General features: G+C 41.1%; 18 protein-coding genes. 3 read left to right on the forward strand and 15 right to left on the reverse strand.

Annotation, left to right across the window (positions count from 1 at the left end):
- Positions 1 to 27: 27 nt before the first annotated feature.
- The 4 genes from BQ5796_RS08860 to BQ5796_RS08875 form a co-directional block, all read right to left on the reverse strand.
- Positions 28 to 873: a DegV family protein gene (locus BQ5796_RS08860; RefSeq protein WP_071459901.1), complete on the reverse strand. Its 846-nt coding sequence runs from the start codon at positions 871 to 873 to the stop codon at positions 28 to 30.
- A 54-nt stretch (positions 874 to 927) separates the two neighbouring features.
- Positions 928 to 1,404 (reverse strand): glutathione peroxidase, encoded by a 477-nt coding sequence (locus tag BQ5796_RS08865; RefSeq protein WP_071459902.1) that lies wholly within the window; start codon positions 1,402 to 1,404, stop codon positions 928 to 930.
- 17 nt (positions 1,405 to 1,421) lie between these two features.
- Entirely contained in the window at positions 1,422 to 1,949 is a 528-nt protein-coding gene (locus BQ5796_RS08870; RefSeq protein WP_071461227.1) for a hypothetical protein, read from the reverse strand.
- A 66-nt stretch (positions 1,950 to 2,015) separates the two neighbouring features.
- On the reverse strand, positions 2,016 to 3,704 hold the full coding sequence (locus BQ5796_RS08875) for a formate--tetrahydrofolate ligase (RefSeq protein WP_071459903.1): 1,689 nt from the start codon (positions 3,702 to 3,704) through the stop codon (positions 2,016 to 2,018).
- Positions 3,705 to 3,883: 179 nt separating this feature from the next.
- On the opposite strand from BQ5796_RS08875, the gene metA reads away from it, so the two are divergent.
- Complete coding sequence (metA, locus tag BQ5796_RS08880; protein ID WP_071459904.1) at positions 3,884 to 4,792, forward strand: homoserine O-acetyltransferase MetA; 909 nt, start codon at positions 3,884 to 3,886, stop codon at positions 4,790 to 4,792.
- 52 nt (positions 4,793 to 4,844) lie between these two features.
- Here the strand turns inward: metA and BQ5796_RS08885 are convergent, their stop codons facing one another.
- The 4 genes from BQ5796_RS08885 to BQ5796_RS08900 all read right to left on the reverse strand — a co-directional run bounded on the left by BQ5796_RS08885 (position 4,845) and on the right by BQ5796_RS08900 (position 8,724).
- The gene (locus BQ5796_RS08885; RefSeq protein ID WP_071461228.1) at positions 4,845 to 5,474 is read right to left on the reverse strand and encodes a class I SAM-dependent methyltransferase; all 630 of its coding nucleotides are present in this window, start codon (positions 5,472 to 5,474) and stop codon (positions 4,845 to 4,847) included.
- Positions 5,475 to 5,623: 149 nt separating this feature from the next.
- Positions 5,624 to 6,043 carry a transcriptional regulator MntR gene (gene mntR / locus BQ5796_RS08890; RefSeq protein WP_071459905.1) on the reverse strand — a complete coding sequence of 140 codons (420 nt, stop codon included), beginning with the start codon at positions 6,041 to 6,043 and terminating at the stop codon, positions 5,624 to 5,626.
- Positions 6,044 to 6,128: 85 nt separating this feature from the next.
- Positions 6,129 to 8,285 (reverse strand): DNA topoisomerase III, encoded by a 2,157-nt coding sequence (locus tag BQ5796_RS08895; RefSeq protein WP_071459906.1) that lies wholly within the window; start codon positions 8,283 to 8,285, stop codon positions 6,129 to 6,131.
- 154 nt (positions 8,286 to 8,439) lie between these two features.
- The gene (locus BQ5796_RS08900; RefSeq protein ID WP_071459907.1) at positions 8,440 to 8,724 is read right to left on the reverse strand and encodes a hypothetical protein; all 285 of its coding nucleotides are present in this window, start codon (positions 8,722 to 8,724) and stop codon (positions 8,440 to 8,442) included.
- Between the two features lie 377 nt (positions 8,725 to 9,101).
- Here BQ5796_RS08900 and cspD point away from each other — a divergent pair, with 377 nt between their 5' ends.
- Complete coding sequence (gene cspD, locus BQ5796_RS08905) at positions 9,102 to 9,302, forward strand: cold-shock protein CspD (protein WP_071459908.1); 201 nt, start codon at positions 9,102 to 9,104, stop codon at positions 9,300 to 9,302.
- Between the two features lie 54 nt (positions 9,303 to 9,356).
- Here cspD and BQ5796_RS17375 read toward each other — a convergent pair whose 3' ends face one another.
- Entirely contained in the window at positions 9,357 to 9,542 is a 186-nt protein-coding gene (locus tag BQ5796_RS17375) for a zinc-finger domain-containing protein (protein WP_083413083.1), read from the reverse strand.
- A 10-nt stretch (positions 9,543 to 9,552) separates the two neighbouring features.
- On the reverse strand, positions 9,553 to 10,209 hold the full coding sequence (locus BQ5796_RS08910; protein ID WP_071459909.1) for a reverse transcriptase-like protein: 657 nt from the start codon (positions 10,207 to 10,209) through the stop codon (positions 9,553 to 9,555).
- A gap of 130 nt (positions 10,210 to 10,339) precedes the next feature.
- On the opposite strand from BQ5796_RS08910, the gene BQ5796_RS08915 reads away from it, so the two are divergent.
- Positions 10,340 to 10,741 (forward strand): reverse transcriptase-like protein, encoded by a 402-nt coding sequence (locus BQ5796_RS08915; RefSeq protein ID WP_071459910.1) that lies wholly within the window; start codon positions 10,340 to 10,342, stop codon positions 10,739 to 10,741.
- Between the two features lie 218 nt (positions 10,742 to 10,959).
- On the opposite strand, the gene BQ5796_RS08920 is transcribed toward BQ5796_RS08915, so the two are convergent.
- The 5 genes from BQ5796_RS08920 to BQ5796_RS08945 form a co-directional block, all read right to left on the reverse strand.
- Positions 10,960 to 11,229 carry a DUF6123 family protein gene (locus tag BQ5796_RS08920; protein ID WP_071459911.1) on the reverse strand — a complete coding sequence of 90 codons (270 nt, stop codon included), beginning with the start codon at positions 11,227 to 11,229 and terminating at the stop codon, positions 10,960 to 10,962.
- A gap of 63 nt (positions 11,230 to 11,292) precedes the next feature.
- On the reverse strand, positions 11,293 to 11,757 hold the full coding sequence (locus BQ5796_RS08925) for a divergent PAP2 family protein (protein ID WP_282956856.1): 465 nt from the start codon (positions 11,755 to 11,757) through the stop codon (positions 11,293 to 11,295).
- Positions 11,758 to 12,071: 314 nt separating this feature from the next.
- Entirely contained in the window at positions 12,072 to 12,956 is an 885-nt protein-coding gene (locus BQ5796_RS08930) for a 5'-3' exonuclease (RefSeq protein WP_071459912.1), read from the reverse strand.
- A 53-nt stretch (positions 12,957 to 13,009) separates the two neighbouring features.
- A complete protein-coding gene (locus BQ5796_RS08935; protein ID WP_071459913.1) occupies positions 13,010 to 13,855 on the reverse strand; it encodes a sulfurtransferase in 846 nt (281 codons plus the stop codon).
- A gap of 184 nt (positions 13,856 to 14,039) precedes the next feature.
- Positions 14,040 to 17,720 (reverse strand): dynamin family protein, encoded by a 3,681-nt coding sequence (locus BQ5796_RS08945; RefSeq protein WP_159430994.1) that lies wholly within the window; start codon positions 17,718 to 17,720, stop codon positions 14,040 to 14,042.
- Positions 17,721 to 17,987 lie beyond the last annotated feature (267 nt).

Genomic DNA, 17,987 nt, shown 5'->3' on the forward strand with positions numbered 1-17,987 from the left:
AAAAAAGCGCTGTATCGCTACAGCACCTTAAAGCATCTGATTCCAGCTCAGTCCAAGTGTTTGCTCACCAGCATGAACTCCAACAACAGCAGCCAGCGGGTAGGAATGAAAGAGAATTTCCGGAAACTCCTCTTCTAGTTCCCTTTGCCATTGATCAGCAGCTTCTTTATTCAATCCGTAAAGAATCCAACCTTCCTTTACGCGTTGCTTATCGTGGGAAGCTTTTAAAAGGCTCGAGATTTTACCCTTCGCTTTTTTTTCACTGCGTGCCTTATCTATCATTTCCAGGACACCTTCAGTAATTTCTATAATCGGTTTAATATTCAGCATACTGCCAAGGTAAAACTTGGCCGCTGTCATTCTTCCGCTTCTATGAAGCTGTTCCAGGCTTCCAATTAATACATAGGTTTTTGTTGCATCCCTTAAGGATTCGAGGACTTTCATTATGTCATCCGCGGATTTTCCGCTCTCCGATAGTTCTATCCCCCTTTTTAACAGTGCAGTCAGCGGATATGACAAAATCTTGGAATCAATCGTAATGACGTTATGGTTGGAAATTTGTGCAGCCTGCCGGCTAGATTCCACCGTCCCGCTCAATTTTCCTGAAACAAGGATGGAAATGATCGTTTCGTATTCTTCTCCAAGCCTATCATAAAGCTCCCTAAATGCACCGATCGATGGCTGGGAAGTTTTTGGTGGGGTATCAAGAGACTTCAGCCTGCTATAAAGCTCTGCGGGTTCGAGATCTACTCCATCAACAAATTCCTCTTCATCCAAGATGATCGTCATCGGAACCTGATAAACATCAGGGTGATTGACCATTTCTTCATCCAAAAAAGCAGTGCTATCCGTTACCCAAGCTATTTTCTTCATTTATGCGCCTCCCTTTAAATATAGTCACTTTCCTTCAACGAAAGAGCATTCCATTTAGAGTAACTTTTCAATTTCCTCCGCCAATTCCGAAGGTTTTGCAGCAGGTGCATGCCTGCTGATAACTTTTCCTTCTCGGTCGACAAGAAACTTTGTGAAATTCCACTTTATCGTTTTCGTTCCGAGCACTCCTGGTGCCTCTGCTGTTAAAAATTTGAACAGCGGGTGAGCATCATGCCCTTTGACAGCAACTTTTTTAAATACCGGAAAGGTTACTCCGTAATTTATATTGCAAAACTCGGCTATTTCAGGATCACTTCCTGGTTCTTGGGCTCCAAACTGGTTGCAAGGAAAACCGAGAATCTCTAACCCCCGTTCCTTATACGTAACATAAATATCCTGCAATCCGCGGTACTGAGGTGTGAAGCCACACTTGCTCGCAGTGTTTACTATGAGCAGTACTTTTCCTTTATATTTCTCCAAAGAGACAGATTCTCCTGTAAGAGAATCAGCCTTTAAATCATAAATTCTCAACCCATTCCCCCCTTTCCCTATCCCAATATCTTTTGTAGTTGATCAAGCGAAGCCGTCATGTAATCCACCATGTTGGCCAAATCTTCTATGTGGTCTTCAAGGACAAGTCTGTTAAAAGAAACATCAACCGAGATATCGGCATTTTCACTTTGACTAAATGGATTAATCGTAGCAACTAAGCTAACCGTTCTCTCTTCTCCCCAAATATTTGTCAATATTTCTCTAACTTTCAGAAGGGTGTCAATATCGTACTTTGTGGAGAAATCAAAAGAAATCTTTACGGTACAGCCAGCATGGTAACGCTTTCCTTTATCAAGAAGCTCAGCAGCCAAATTTTCCAATGAAGATGAAATAGAAATAGAAGCTTTTGTTCCTTTTGCAACTGCGTTCCTTAGCAAAAAGCTAACAGAAAACTCCCTTGACATTTTGGAAAGATTCATGAGGTCATCGCGGTTTGTGATGAGTATTTCTCCTTCAAGGTCCCTGTCATATAAAGCCCCTTCAACAACCACTTTAATATTCTCGAAGGCAGTGGGATCAAACATTTCAACACCACCCTTCCATTTTTTATCAACAAGGGCCAGCATGTTAATAGCTGGCCCATGGGCACCTTAAAACAACCCTGTTGCATTCCCTTTTTCATCAATGTCCATTTTTAACGCTGCCGGCTGTTTCGGAAGGCCCGGCATTGTCATTACATCACCGGTCAAAGCTACGATGAACCCTGCGCCAATAGAAGGTTTTAATTCCCTGACCGTGATTGTGAAGCCTTCTGGCCGACCAAGCTTTAAAGGGTCATCCGATAGAGAATATTGGGTTTTTGCCATGCATACAGGAAGGAGGCTCCAGCCATGCTTCTCAAATTCATCGAGCTGCTTTCTAGCCTTCGGTAAAAATTCCACACCTTCTGCGCCATACACCTTTGCAGCAATCGCAAGGATTTTTTCTTCCAACGAATCGGAAAGGTCATAAATCGGTGTATATTTTTCATTTTTGGTTTCGATTGCTTTCAAGACCAGCTGTGCAAGCTCCTGACCGCCTTCCCCGCCTTTTCCCCAAACATTTGTAATAGCTGCAGGTATATCGTTATCTTTGCAGAGAGTGAGAAGAGTTTCAGTTTCCCTTTCGGTATCATGAATAAAGCTATTTATCGCAATGACAAAAGGAAGGCCAAATGCAGCAATCGTTTCCGTATGCTTCTTCAGATTGGCAAAACCCTTTTTCAATGCGTCAACATTTTCCTGAGATAAGTTGTTTTTTAGGACACCGCCATGCATCTTCAGCGCTCTGATTGTTGCAACAATAACAACGGCGGAAGGATCGATACCAGCAGTGCGAGCTTTAATATCAAGAAACTTCTCTGCGCCTAAATCTGCCCCAAAGCCTGCTTCTGTCACGACATAATCCGCAAGCTTACAAGCAGCCTTTGTAGCGATCACACTATTGCAGCCATGAGCAATGTTGGCAAATGGACCACCGTGGATAAGTGCCGGAGTATGTTCAATTGTCTGGACAAGATTCGGCTTTGCTGCATCACGCAAAAGCAATGCAAGCGCGCCCTGAGCCCCTAAATCCTTGACCGTGACAGGATTTCTATTTACATCATAGGCGATAACCATGCGCGCAAGCCTCTTTTTCAAATCCTGCAAATCGGAGGCAAGACAAAGGACAGCCATGATTTCCGATGCTACCGTAATATCGAACCCATCTTCCCTCGGAATCCCTTGGACAGGGCCGCCAAGACCAATAACCACTTTTCTCAAAGCACGGTCATTCATATCAAGAGCTCTTTTCCAAACGATTCTCCTTTGATCAATTTTTAATTCGTTTCCCTGTTGTAGATGGTTATCAATCAGTGCAGCAAGTGCATTATTGGCAGCAGTAATAGCATGAAGATCGCCGGTGAAATGAAGGTTGATATCTTCCATTGGAAGTACTTGGGCATAACCTCCACCGGTCGCGCCACCCTTTATTCCCATAGTTGGACCCAATGATGGTTCTCGGAGCGCGACCATCGTTTTCTTTCCTGCCTTGTTAAGCGCGTCCGCAAGCCCTACAGTGACTGTAGATTTCCCTTCTCCTGCGGGTGTAGGACTGATTGCAGTAACGAGAATTACTTTTCCATCTTTATTGAATTCTAGTTTTTTCAATGTTTCAAACGATATTTTTGCTTTATATTTTCCATACATTTCGAGATCGTCCGGTGAAAGGCCGATTCCCGCAGCTACATCTAGAATTGGCTTCATCGCACTCTCTCGTGCAATTTCCAAATCAGACTTGATCTTTGTCCCAGTTTCCATCTCTCTTCCCCCGCTTCTTTACTCCGCAATTTTGTACATAGTTATTGTACCATCAGGAGACTCGTTTACGCGCTAGTTTTGCTATTATCGAAAAATTCTCAAATATAGAATTGCCTCAATCTTTCATCATGCTTATAATTAACTTTATTGAAAAAAATAATCGGAAGGAGGCAGCTGTCATGCCAATCAATATCCCTAAGCTTTTGCCAGCAAGAAGCATTCTTGAAGAAGAAAATATTTTTGTTATGGATCAGGACAGGGCACAACAACAAGATATAAGGCCATTGAACATCCTAATTCTAAATTTGATGCCCGAGAAGGAAAAAGCCGAAGCGCAGCTTCTCCGCCTTCTAGGAAATACACCACTCCAGGTCGATATTACGTTTCTAAAAACAGCGACTTACATTCCAAGGCACACGAGCAAATTTCACTTAGATCAGTTTTATTGTACTTTTGAAAAAATACGCGACAGGAAATTCGATGGAATGATCATAACGGGGGCCCCTGTGGAACTCATGGATTTCGAACAGGTACAGTATTGGGATGAATTGAAAGAAATCCTTGATTGGTCGTGTACCAATGTAACGTCTACACTGCATATTTGCTGGGGAGCTCAAGCAGCACTATACCATCATTTTGGTATCGGAAAAATGGAGCTTCCAAGGAAATGTCTTGGGGTTTATTCCCATCACGTGCTGGATAGGAAAGAAAAGTTAATGCAGGGATTTGATGATATCTTTTTTGCCCCACACTCGAGATATACAGATGTTCCTGAACACAAAATCCAGGAAAATCCTGACCTGCTGCTTTTAGCTTATTCCCCCGAAGCTGGTGCTTTTATCATCTCTTCACAGGATGGAAAGCAAATCATGGTTACAGGGCATTTGGAATACGAAACAGATACCTTGGCTCAGGAATATGCGAGGGATACGGAAAAAGGTCTTTCCATTCATTTGCCTGAGCACTATTTTCCGGAAGATAATCCAGGAAGACCACCAGTCAATAGGTGGCGTTCCCATGCTCACCTATTCTTTTCCAATTGGCTAAATTACTATGTTTATCAGGCTACTCCATTTGAATGGCGCTAATTATCAAAACCCGGCTGTCTCAATACGAGACAGCCGGGTTTTTAACTTATATTCATTTCTGCAGCAAAAATACCCACATAAAGGATACAGCCTGCTTCAGTTCCAACGGCATCGCTCCGTGCGGCAAATTTTCAGCAGCCTGTTTATAGACGCCAGTTTCCGCTTTTTTCTTCCATCCACACTCCGCGGCTAACTTCTCAAATTCCCATGGCATCATTGTGTTGCAGACAACCTTCTCCCCATGCAGCCGAGCATAGCTATGTTCCCTAGGAGCGGACGTCGGTCCTAGTATTCCGATTACCGCCTGCCCGCCAGATTTTGTTATTCTGTACATTTCCTCTATTGCCTTTATTGGCGCTTCTGTCCATTCAAGGCTATTTATCGCTATCATTGCATCGAAACTCTCCGCAGCAAAATCTGTTTTCGCAATATCCGCCTTGATAAAACGAGGCCCTTCCTCGCCTAATCTTCCCCTGGCGTATGCAATCATTTCTTCTGAAACATCTACACCTGTAACAAGATATCCTAATTGGTGTAGTTTAAAAGAACCGTATCCGTCTCCGCAACCCAAATCGGCAACTTGAGATCCCGGCTTAACATATTTCATGAAAAAAGGAACAATGTCCTTTCTGCTTCCTGATTCCCACATTTCCCTGCTTCGTGAATTCCATGATTTTGCCATTCCATCCCATTTTCGTTCAGATTCTTTTTGCCATTCAAACTTCAAATAGTATACCCCCTATGTATCCATTTTCCCTACTATCTTCGACAAAGACCGGAAATAACCTTTTTCTAACAGAAAAAGCACCTTTCTTAAGGTGCCTTCCTGTCCTATTCATTGCTCTGACGCTGTACTTCCCTAAGGGCATCGATTCTGCTTTTATCTTCTTCAAAAAACTGTATTAAATCCCCAATACGGTCTATCGCATCCCAGCTTAAGTGATGCTCGATACCTTCGACATCTCTGTAGATATTTTCCTCTTTCACACCAATAAAACGAAGAAGCTGTTCGAGTAGTTCGTGCCTATATACGAGGCGCTTACCCGTTTTTTTCCCTTTAGGAGTCAGCATTAAACCGCGGTATTTTTCATAAACAAGATATTCATCTTTGTCTAGTTTCTGAACCATTTTTGTGACTGAGGAGGGATGGACAGACAGAGCATCGGCAATATCCGAGACTCTCGCATATCCTTTTTCTTCAATCAATATGTAAATCTGTTCGATATAATCTTCCATACTTGGTGTCGGCATCCCTAAACCTCCATTATCCTTTCAATCGACAAATAAAGTGTACTATAGAAAAACATACCGTACAACATTGCTTTTAAAGACAATCCTAACGCACAGCATGGAGAAACTTAAATTTCTGCTCTTCCTCACTCCATGCGAGCTTGGCAGTGAACGAATTGCCGTCTTTTCCTTTAAATTCCATCACTTCTGTCTCACCTTTTGAGAGAAGCTCTTTTAAAATTTTTTGGTTCATGCTAACGCCCAGAATTTTTTTGGAAATCGTAAAGCTACATTGATTCTTTACATAATTGGAGCAGCCATAGAAGCTACCCTTATCAATGATTTTACCGCCGCATTTTTTGCAAGTACCAATAGCCCTTATCCCGCTTTTCCCCTTCCTTTTTCCAGGAACAAAAGAATTTGAGACAGTTTCATCGAAACTCCAAGCTTCTGCTTCTTTAACGGTTTCCGCTACAAGATGACCCACCATTTTCTTTGTTGCGTCCATGAATTGTTTAGGAGATGCCTGCCCTTCGCCAATTTCTTTAAGACGCTGTTCCCATTTCGCCGTCATGCCAGGGCTTGCCAGTATCACCGTGCCTAATGACTGTACAAGTATTTTCGCTTTTGCAGTGGCATACACAAGGTTCTTCCGAATCTCTATATAATTTCGATCTTTCAGCATTGTGATAATTCCTGCACGCGTCGCCTCCGTTCCAAGGCCCTCGGTTTTCATCAAAACCTTTTCCAAATCCTTATCTTCCACGTGTTTTCCAGCTGTTTTCATCAGCGTAATTAGCTGCCCTTCTGTATAGCGTTTTGGCGGCTGTGTCTTGCTTTCCCTTGTATTAACTTTAACTGTTGTTCCATGTTCTCCTTTTTCCAATTGAGGAAGTATCTCTTCTTTATCACTATCTTTCTGTGGAAGCACCTTTTTCCAGCCTTCCTTTACCATCACTTTTCCCTTTGAGATGAACTCAGCTCGTTGATCAACAAGCGTTGTGATGGTGGTAAACTCTATTACAGACTTACCAAAATGCGCGGCAATCAAAGTTCGTGCAAGCAAATCGTAAAGCTTCCTTTCATCTCCTGAGAGTTTGTCCACATTGGGAACCTGTTCTGTAGGAATGATTGCATAGTGATCTGTTACTTTCTTTTCGTTAACATAACGTTTATTATGGTTAATTGACTGAATAGGAAGCGGAAAAAATTCTTTATATTGTGATTGTTGTTGTAACTTTTCCAATATAGCAGGAAACATTGCCGCTTCCCCTGGTGTCACATGACGGGAGTCTGACCTGGGATAGGAGACGAATCCACGCTGATATAGACCTTGAAGCACATCGAGGGTTTTTTTGGGAGGAAATTTAAACCGTCTGTTCGCTTCTGCCTGCAGTGCAGATAGATTATAGAAAAGTGGCGGCAAAAATTCTTTCTTTTCGGCTTTTATATTGGAAACTTCCGCTGGTTTATCTGTGCAGAATACAGCAATTTTTTTTGCAAGCTCTTCCGTCTTAATTCGAGATTCACCTTCTTTTTCCCACTTGCCTGTATACCCTTTTCCTTTTATTTTGAATTTCGCTTCCACTTCCCAAAAAGGTTCGGAAACAAAATTTTCTATTTCCATTTCCCTCTTTACAATTAATGCCAGAGTAGGCGTCTGAACACGTCCTACGGAAAAAACATCTGCAAAACCTTTGTTTTTAAGCAGGATCGTATAGAGTCTGGAAGCATTCATTCCTACCACCCAGTCTGCGCAAGCTCTTGTGTATGCTTCAAAATAGAGATTCCTTGTTTCATTTTCTTTCAAAAGATTTTGGAACCCTTCTTTAATTGCTTTTGGTGTAAGAGAGGAAATCCATAACCGTTTCATCGGCTTTTTGCATCCTGTAAGACGGAGAATATTGCGGATAATCAGTTCGCCTTCTCTTCCGGCATCACCAGCATGAATGATTTCATCGACACTTGAATCGCTTGCTAACTTTTTAATGATCGTGTACTGCTTCGCTTTTCCTTTTACCACTTCATATTGAAATTTAGAAGGAATGAGGGGGAGGCTGTCAAGAGACCACTTTTTCCATGATGCATTATACTTTTCAGGTGACGCAAGCTCAGTTAGATGTCCAACTGCCCAAGTAACATATGCACCATCAGGGAAGGTGTTGTTTGGAAGAATTTCTAGGAAGCCTTCCCGCTTTTTCATCCCAAATACAGAGGCAAGCGTTCTTCCCTGATCAGGTTTTTCTGCAATGATCAGTTTCATTTTATCCTCCTCCATTTTAAGTTTGCTATTATCCCAATTTATTATTTTACTCCTTCCGGAACATTTTTGAAACAGTACCATCGAGGAAGAAAATAATTCGACATGATAAAACAAAAAGTGAAGCTCCAGCCTAAAAACAAGCCGGTCTTCACTATCATTTCATTTTCCTCGTCCCATGGGCATCCTGTACAAACCATTTATCCTGTGGAACAATTGCTGTGACTGTTATAATGAAGGATGGAATTCTCTCTACTTGAAAAACGACAATTCCATTTCCTTGGTCCTTAATGATAAACGAGTCACCATGGGAGTAGGAAAGTATTTTATCCTTGAGCAAAAGGAGTGTTCTTACAATCATATCTTTCTCTAAATCTTCCACTTGTAGCTGAGGAGAGAACCTCACAATCCAATTTTCCTTTTCCGATGAGAATCTGTACATGACCCCACCCTTTTTTGTTTATTGTCATTGATATGAAAAGGATACTGAATTTATTCCTATCCTTCTTGATTGCTAACAATTGCGTGAAATTGTAAGCCTTTCCATTGTTGCTGTTAGATTAAAATTATAGTGAAAAAGGCATACTATCAGTAGAATTTTCCTAATTTGTATTGATTGTATTTTGAATAATTTGACTCTAGTGGGTTTTTTTCGCTGAAAAGTGTTTGCAATGATTGACTGAACAAGCAGTTTTCGTGTATATTATATACATCATTTATCAGAATATATCATCAGTTTATAGCTAAGTATGTTTTTGATGAATGATAATCTCAACATAGGCACATTCGTGTCCTGATAGCTTAGGAGGCAAGATTTACATGCAAAATGGTAAAGTGAAATGGTTCAACAACGAAAAGGGCTTTGGATTTATCGAAGTTGAAGGCGGAGACGATGTGTTCGTCCATTTCTCTGCTATCCAAGGAGATGGCTTCAAATCTCTTGAAGAGGGACAAGAGGTATCTTTTGAAATCGTCGAAGGAAATCGCGGACCTCAAGCTGCAAATGTCGTGAAGCTATAATTTTTCTATCGACTATACTCAAGGCTGGCACATTGCCAGCCTTTTTTGTTTTGGTCACCTTCCTATCCTCTTCCCGCACTCTTTAATCTTTTCGCCAACTGTGCAACTACTAATACAGAAGCGGTGTGCAAACCTTTTCCCTTTTTCTTTTCGATGATACTTCTTCAACAGGCAGTCAGTACAGTAATAACCCATTAACACTTCCGCTTCCATAAGCCACTCTTTTCCCGTCAAGCTCATCCCACGCTTTCTAGATGATTTGCATCTTGCTGTTAATGATCTTCCCTTGCAAAGCTTGTGCAGCAAGTTTGTCTGCTTCTTTGTTTTCATTCCGCGGCACTGCTATATATCTAGGAAGGAGTGCCAGCTTTTTCAGCTTTGCCTCAATTCTGTCAAGCCAATTGTTGAAACATTCTTCGTAACAAGGCCATTCCCCTTCCAACTGCTTCAGTACAACCTGTGAATCACCCTTAAATTCACATGGCATGCTGTGAACCCCAAGCTCTTCCAACAATCCTATCGCAAAATAAAATGCCGCGTACTCCGCTTCATTATTTGATTCCATTTCTTCAATTACTTCATTGGCCCTCAAGCGATATTTCTTTTTTCCCTGACGGTAATAGACGATCGCTCCAAGACCTGCCCTGCCGCTATCCTTATCATAACCGCCATCAAAATAAACAAGCAGGTCAGCTGGCTCCTCCTCTGTTTCCGCAAGGAGCTTTTTCATTTCTTTCAAAGTCCAAGTTGTTCCCATTTCATCTGTGAAATCAAGCGCCTCCGCTGATCGTGTTTTTTCAATATCACTTCCAACTTCAAGTGCTGTTTCCCCGTCCAGCCAATCAGTGAAGAAAGTTACAGGCTGTTTTCCTTTTCGTTTATAGTTCCATTGCAGTTTATATTTCATGAAATCCCATCCTTGTGATAAATAATCGTCCATATACTATCTTACGCAAGCATAGAATACTATACCGTGCATCATGTGTTTTATGTTACACTAACTATTAACATTATAAACCCTATCGGGAGGTATTTCCTTGATCGAAGTGTATTTTGATGGGGCTAGCGCAGGTAATCCCGGCCCTAGTGGAGCAGGAATTTTCATAGTTGATAATGGGGAGGTTCATCGATACTCTATTCCACTTAAAGAAATGACGAATCACGAAGCTGAATTTCACGCTTTTATCATAGCACTTGAGATATGCCACCAAAACGGCTACCGCACCGTATCTCTTCGCACCGATTCAGACCTTGTAAACAAAGCTGTTGAAAAAGAATATGTGAAAAACAAGTTATTTTCACCCCTCTTGGAATCTGCCCTTTGTCTAACAGAGAAGTTTGACCTCTTTTTCTTAAAATGGGTACCCTCTTCCATGAACAAATCCGCTGACGAACTAGCGAGAAGAGCCATTGATCGGAGTGAACCAGGGAGGCAGTAGAAAAATTGAAATTTCCCAACGCTGCAAATTTTTTTTGCTTCCGGCTGCAATGGTATGCGGAGCAACTTTCTTCGTTCTGAAATTAACCTTACTACAGTCCTAATGGTTTCTATTGTAAATTTTTCCCACCAAGGCACATTAAAGAAGTTTAGAAGATTGGCACTCCACTCACAGAAAAACGGGGCTGACCGAGAGGCATTGCCTCATATCAGCTCCGTTTAAAATGGAAAAAGTCTATTTTCTTTAATATATTGAAGTGCTTCTTGTTTTGAAGTAATTTTATTAGCTGCAAACGTCTCCAGCAAAGAAAGATAAAAACTTCCATCAAAGGTTTTCTGCACTTTCAGGGTCACTTCTATTGCAGCGTTGATTAACTCGTCACCCTGGCCAGTATAATGTTTTCCAAAATAAATAAAGCCAATGGCATCTTCCCCTAGTTGAAAGCCTTTGCTTTTCAACGTATACAAAAAATCATCCAATGTGTGCACTACTGGGTCAATCCTCTCTGCCTTTACTCTCCCTTTCATAGTAACAGAATAAACGACAAAATTCTACCATTTTTTTGATACTTGGTATCCAGCCCACCCAATTAAAGCTCCTAGCAATGCGCCTCCAACCACCTCTCCTGGTTTATGCCCAAGCACTTCTTTTAGTGGGTCAGGTGATTTTTCGACATAAGCAACGGGATCATCTTCATGTATCTTATCAATTAATTCATCCAAATCATTCACCTTTAACGTCAATTCCCCTGTTTGCCTGCGAATACCTTGAGCATCATACATTACAATCAGGCCAAAGACTACCGAAAGAGCAAAATCAATCGTCCCAACCCCTTTATCTAATGCGATATACGTTGATAAGGAAGATACACCGGCAGAATGGGAACTTGGCATGCCACCTGTTACAAAAAACTTGCTTGGTCTCCACTCACCAGTATTATAATAATGTACCGGTATTTTCAATCCTTGAGCTAAGCCTATACTCGACAATGCAATCATCAATCCATTATTATTCAATCTTATCACCTCATTATTATTTTCAGATTCGTACGCGAATCTTATACTTTTTTTCACTTCTATTAAGTGAAATAAACCTTACATAGGCGGCTTACTAATAGTTGAATATTCCTCCAAATGGGTTATCTACGGTAATCTCCCATATATCAAAGATACACAATAAAATATCTACAGCAGGTTCCACTACAATTCCATTTTTCTTTAATATGTAAATTCCATAAAAAACAAACCAGCGCAAAAATAAAAGACTGTAGAACAACCTGGTTATCACCAAGTTTGTCTACAGTCTGTCAGATCTTCTAAACAGTACGCAATCATGCATACATACCTTCTGCCGGAAGTATACGGTGAAGGCCCTTTAGCTCTATTTCTGCGAATTTCTGTAAAATCTTATCACTGTCAGGATTGTAGACAGCATGTTCAATCTTGCACTCGACCGGAACGTCACACTTGATTGCCGCAAGCTGCCTGCTCAAATGAAGCATCTCCAAATCATTTTTTATTTTCATTCTCTGACCTTTTGGCAGTGCTTCCAGATTTGAAAGAACACCCTCAACATTATCATATTGCTCCAGTAGCTTAATGGCAGTCTTTTCTCCAATGCCCCGGACTCCAGGATAATTATCGCTAGTATCTCCCATAAACGCTTTTAAATCTACCATTTGTTCTGGCCATATTCCCTTTTCTTCATAGAGCGACTCCCTGTTATGCACTGTATAGTTACCATAACCTTTTTGAAGGAGGATGACAGAAATTCTGTGGTCAATCAACTGGAGGATATCTTTATCTCCTGTAAGAATCAATACTGCAGTAGAATCGGGGGCATTCCTAGAAATGGTCCCGATACAATCGTCTGCCTCAAACCCTGCCAGACCTATGTTTGGTATATCGAAAGCATCGACTATATCCCTTGCTAATGAAAATTGAGGGATAAGTTCAATCGGTGCTTCCTTCCTATTGGCTTTATAATGAGGATAAAGATCGTTCCTGAATGTCTTGCTGCCCATATCCCAACAAACAGCTACATGCGATGGCTGAAAGCCTGCAATGGCTGAAATTAAATGCTTTACAAAACCGTAAACACCATTGGTCGGCATCCCTTTTGAATTGAACATAAACTGACCTGTCACAGCAGTTGCGTAATAAGCTCGAAACAGCAGCGCCATACCGTCTACAAGCATGAGTTTATTTTCTTTCATAAAAGCTCCTCCTCGTTTGTGCCTACCTATTATAACACGAGAAGGAAGCTTCGTTATAGCTGCTCTTCTTCGTTACTCTTACAAACTGGGTTATCTTCATAGGAAATCCAATCGCTAAAACTTCCTGCATATAACTTTACATTCTTAAAGCCAGCTTCCTTTAGGGCAAGAATATTAGGTGTCGCTGTAATACCTGATCCGCAATAAACAATAATCTGCCGGCTCTTGTCCAATTTTGCAAACCTTTCCACTTGCTCCTCAGATGCCTTAAAATAAATATCATCGTAACCTTGAAGCCAAGGCATATTGATCGCTCCTGGTATATGTCCTGCCTTTTTGTCAATCGGTTCCTCTATTCCCAAATACCTTTTTTCTTCCCTTGCATCAATTAAAACTGATTCTTCGTTCTGCACAGCCTTCCTCACATCCCCAACAGAGGCAATGATGGATGAATCTAAAGAAATATGATAGCTCATCTTCGGGTAAGTTTCGATTTTCTTCACCACATTAAAACCAGCGCTCTTCCAAGCATCCAGACCGCCATTTAGAATAAAGACATTGCCGTGACCCACATACTTTAGCATCCACCATAACCTGGCAGCATAAGGTTCTCTCCCGGCATCGTAAAGAATCACCGTCATTTCATTATGAATGCCGTTTTTTTCTAAAGTTTTCCTGAAGGCTTCTGTCTCTGGAAGAGGATGGCGTCCGCCATGTACTCCAACAGGGCCTGACAAATCTTTGCCGATATCAAAGAAAACCGCACCAGGAATATGACCGTTTTCGAAAGCACGCACTCCAGCCTCAGGATCGCCTAAGGAATACCTGCAGTCTACAATCCTGGTATGTTGATCGGATAGCCTTTCTGCAAGCCATTGAGTGTTAACAAAATGTTTCATTCAGCTTTCCCGCCTTCCTTTTTTATTAATTCCTTTATATGCGGCTTAGGGTTCCAACATTGGAATTGATAATGAGGTTTTGTTGCAAATCCAAGTCTTTCACAGAAATAACTCATACCTTCTCCCGTCTTCTGTGGCGAAAAATGAATGCAGGTGGCGCAAGCATGAAAACGGCTTGTCGTGCTCACTCGCCAGCACCGTCACTGTCCTGCTTTATGATGGAAAGCTTTTCTTCAAGCAAATGAAGCGGGAATGTAGTTTCCATTGCCATTAGAATAGAAGTGAAAAATCCGATTACTTCTTCTTCCATCTCTTCAGTTAATCGTGTGAAGTGAGTCTGCAATACTTCAGCATACATGCTCTTCACCCGGTGATTTTCCGTTTGTAAATACTCATCTGTCGGAGTTTGAAGCGCTTGCTCGAGCGCTTCGCTCAACAATTTCTTACCATCCTTTTCAAAGAAATGCTTTGGGTTTTTAAATAATGTTAAATGCTTTTTGCATCCCTTCCTATCCAACTCTTTGAAAGCTTCCTCAAAATCAAGCCGGTAAGAATGAAAATCCTTCCTATAAGGAATAAAGAGAGAAGGATGAATCTCTCTGATACGATCCATAATCGTCCGCTGGTATTCTACTATTTTCTTCACGATGAATGTATCCATTCTGACTGTTGATGCACGTAATTCCTGGGATAAATCGAATCCGACTGCCTTCAGTAAATCATCTAGAGAACGATCCAGCTGTTTCTTTATATCACTTCCATCCTTTAATACTGCAGGATTAAAAGCTTCTTTAAAAAACTCTCCAAATCGAAAAAACACACGTTGTTTTAAATAGAATAAAAGTTCCTCCAATTCCTGTTCCATTGCTTTGATTAGCGTGTCTGGTTTTCCTTCTCGAATGGCAGCAGTTGCCAACTCTCTTTTATTCGTCAGTTCCTGAATCCTTTTCTGCTTCTTTTCACTGCTTTCCTTTGCTGATGCAACCATTTCTGACACCTGGTCAATGGCTTGCAGCCACTTAGCCTCTGCTGAATCAATAGCAACTCTCGCAAGGTCATTAGCGATGAATGAATAAAATGCTTTTTCAAATGTAACAAAGCGGGAATCAGCGGTTTTTTCATTCTCCATTTTTGCCTTTAATGCTGCAATGCTTGAAACAGGAAATAAGGTAGGTTTTCTAATTCCATACTTCACTAACTGCTCTCCCACATAACTCAGTACGTCACCCATTTCTTCCTGGGAAGAAGCAAGGTCAACAGCATTTACTATGAAGAACATTTTATCAAGTTCGAAAGAATCCTTCACACGACCAAGCTGGATAAGAAATTCCCTATCTGCCCGAGAAAACGCATGATTATAGTAAGTGACAAATAAAATGGCATCAGAATTCTTAATATATTCAAAAGCCACACCTGTATGCCTTGCGTTGATCGAATCCGCTCCTGGGGTATCAACAAGCGTGATACCTTCCCTTGTAAGCTTGCAGTCATAATATACTTCTATCCATTCCACAAAGCATGATTTTTCCTCAGCAGCAACATACGCTTCAAAAGATTCCAATTCAAGGATAAACTGTTCACCCAATAAGTCAGAAAAATCATTAAATCCTTTAGAAAAAGCTTTTAAGAAGGAGGCATGAAGGCGATCCTCCGGTCTGGTTTCACCTGTTAGAAACCCAGGTTGGGCAATTTTTATAATGGCATCTTTTAGATTTGATGCAGATGATCCAAAAAGTTTGAGAGAACGGTTAACTTCGTCGAGTAATTGAGACTCCTCTTTCGCTTTCACTACCACAGTTCCATGGGGGTGAAGTGCGTCTACTGGCATTATTTTATTAATGGTAGCGGTAGTAGGGTTGGGAGATACAGGGAGTAGCTTATCGCCAATAAGTGCATTGGCAAAGGATGACTTTCCTGCGCTGAAAGCCCCAAATAGCGCAACCGTAAATTTTCTGTTTTCAAGCCTTTCTGCTTTATGAGTAAGTTCAGCAGCCAACTTTTCCAATCCGGGGAGTCCCTCTAATCCATTTGCAGTGTTCCGAAGCTTCCAAACAGTGTTTTTAACTAGTTTATGAGACTCATCAAGATCGTTAGCTATCTCTCCGGCTTCACTTTCTTCCACTCCCATTGATACTTTTTCCTTTTGAGAAATATGATCTCTGTCATTTTCTAATGAAAGACTGTAAACCACTTCTTCATTGTATTGCTCTGGGGCAAAAAGCAACTCGGCATTCAACGAAACTTCCCCTGTATACTCGGAATTTATGACATCCAGCACTTTCTGTTTTTTCAGGGAAACGTCTGCTAAACACGTTTCTAATTTTTTATACGCAGCATTCAGATTTTCATATCTATGTTCTTCTTCCCGCAACGTATGGAGTTCTTTTTCAGCAGCAACTGACACCAGCTTGGCAAGCTTTTGCCTAATGGACACAAATTGTTTCTTGACTTCTTTTTTTACAGCCTCTGCTACATCATTTGTGTAAACCAAAACATAATCACCAGATAATGATGCGCCGTTTTTTATCGTCTCTGCCAAGAGTTCTGGTGGAAAAACAATTTCATAACCCTGAAGCGAGTTTGTTAGTTCATTATCGTGGACTCCTTTCTCTCTCATCCACTTTTGAATATGTTCTTTAATATGCCATTCAATTTGAGTCTTAATTTTTTCCATCAAATCACTATGGAAAGCTTGCAGCCTACGCTGCCGTTCCTCCCGGGTTTTTTGCTTTGCAAAAAAGAGCCCTGCTTTAAATCCTGACTCCATACTTTCAAGGTAGTTTTCTGCTAATTCCCTTGTTTCATAAGGCATTAAATACGCGTTTTTCAGAATCGCAGTCAATGCAGTATCAAGCTCAATCTCTGAATTCTCTTTGATTCTCTCCAGTTCTCCTACGCTCTCCTGAACGGTTAGAAGTTTCTCCGAAATATCGTCCCATTCTGCCTCTGGTAAATCCTTCAAAGTTTTCCTTGCATGCGAGAGCTCTTCGTCCAACCTTCTATCAAGCTGTTCTAAGTGTTCAAGCGCAACATTAACAGCTGCGTTATGAACGGATTGGATTAAAAGGGGCTCTTTATTTGAAATTTTGTCTTTAATAAATTGCTGCAGGTTTTTAAAATCATTCCCTGATGTTTCAGGCTGTCTCAATGATGTATAAAAAATCCCTTCTGGATGAACCCCCCAAGCAGCAAATGATTGAAATACACTGTCCTGAAATTCGTTAAATCTTAATTCACCCTCGTTATGCTTATCAATTTGATTGACAATCAAATAAAGTTCTTTGCCTGCCTCACACAAATCCTTTGCGAACATGAAGTTCACCTCGGATTGTACATGGTTATAATCCATGACATAAAACACCAAGTCCGCCAGATGCAGCGCTGATTCAGTAGCGATTCTGTGAGCGTCATCTGCCGAATCAATTCCTGGTGTATCCAGGATGACACAATCCTTCAGCAAAGCTGTTTCAGCAGTGCTTATTTCGATCATCCTGATACTGTCTCCGTCCCTGCAATGACGCTTGACCTCTTCATAATCATATGGTGCAGGATACAGCCTTGGCTTCCCGTCTTTAAAGAAAACCCTTGCATATTCGTCTCCGCTTCGGACTTTGACGAGGTTAGCACTCGTTGGAATAGGACTTGACGGCAAAATATCATTACCGACAAGCCTGTTGATCATACTGGATTTCCCTGCAGAAAAATGACCGCAAAAAGCAATGACAAATTCTTTGCTTTGCACCTTCCGACCAAGCTCCAATATTTTAGAAACCGCTTTCTTATCTTCATTTTTCAAACATTCATCATGGAGCGTTCCAAGTTTCTGAAGCAACTCCGGTCGTTTTACTACTATTGATTGACCCATTTTCATACCCCTTGTGACAATTTTGTGAATATGTTCATTATAAATAATTCTTTGCTATTTTCCTATAGTAACAGACAGGATTGAAAAAAATAAAAACCCGGCATAGATAGCCAGGTTCCATCATTTGGTTATTTATATATTTTTTCAATGTGGTTTTAGTACATTACCTAATACATGCTTCATTACTGCACAGTATACAACGACTGTAGAGACTACAAATAGAGAGACCATTCTGGTAACACCATCCTCAAGCTGACAGATTTGTTT

Source organism: Bacillus massilinigeriensis (assembly GCF_900111815.1).
GTDB classification, from domain to species: domain Bacteria; phylum Bacillota; class Bacilli; order Bacillales; family Cytobacillaceae; genus Mesobacillus_C; species Mesobacillus_C mediterraneensis.

Coding starts and splice junctions, on each gene's coding strand:
- BQ5796_RS08860 (WP_071459901.1), bottom strand. CDS start 873: ATGAAGAAAATAGCTTGGGTAACGGATAGCACTGCTTTTTTGGATGAA.
- BQ5796_RS08870 (WP_071461227.1), bottom strand. CDS start 1,949: ATGTTTGATCCCACTGCCTTCGAGAATATTAAAGTGGTTGTTGAAGGG.
- BQ5796_RS08875 (WP_071459903.1), bottom strand. CDS start 3,704: ATGGAAACTGGGACAAAGATCAAGTCTGATTTGGAAATTGCACGAGAG.
- metA (WP_071459904.1), top strand. CDS start 3,884: ATGCCAATCAATATCCCTAAGCTTTTGCCAGCAAGAAGCATTCTTGAA.
- BQ5796_RS08885 (WP_071461228.1), bottom strand. CDS start 5,474: ATGGCAAAATCATGGAATTCACGAAGCAGGGAAATGTGGGAATCAGGA.
- mntR (WP_071459905.1), bottom strand. CDS start 6,043: ATGCCGACACCAAGTATGGAAGATTATATCGAACAGATTTACATATTG.
- BQ5796_RS08895 (WP_071459906.1), bottom strand. CDS start 8,285: ATGAAACTGATCATTGCAGAAAAACCTGATCAGGGAAGAACGCTTGCC.
- BQ5796_RS08900 (WP_071459907.1), bottom strand. CDS start 8,724: ATGTACAGATTCTCATCGGAAAAGGAAAATTGGATTGTGAGGTTCTCT.
- cspD (WP_071459908.1), top strand. CDS start 9,102: ATGCAAAATGGTAAAGTGAAATGGTTCAACAACGAAAAGGGCTTTGGA.
- BQ5796_RS17375 (WP_083413083.1), bottom strand. CDS start 9,542: ATGAGCTTGACGGGAAAAGAGTGGCTTATGGAAGCGGAAGTGTTAATG.
- BQ5796_RS08910 (WP_071459909.1), bottom strand. CDS start 10,209: ATGAAATATAAACTGCAATGGAACTATAAACGAAAAGGAAAACAGCCT.
- BQ5796_RS08930 (WP_071459912.1), bottom strand. CDS start 12,956: ATGAAAGAAAATAAACTCATGCTTGTAGACGGTATGGCGCTGCTGTTT.
- BQ5796_RS08935 (WP_071459913.1), bottom strand. CDS start 13,855: ATGAAACATTTTGTTAACACTCAATGGCTTGCAGAAAGGCTATCCGAT.
- BQ5796_RS08945 (WP_159430994.1), bottom strand. CDS start 17,720: ATGGGTCAATCAATAGTAGTAAAACGACCGGAGTTGCTTCAGAAACTT.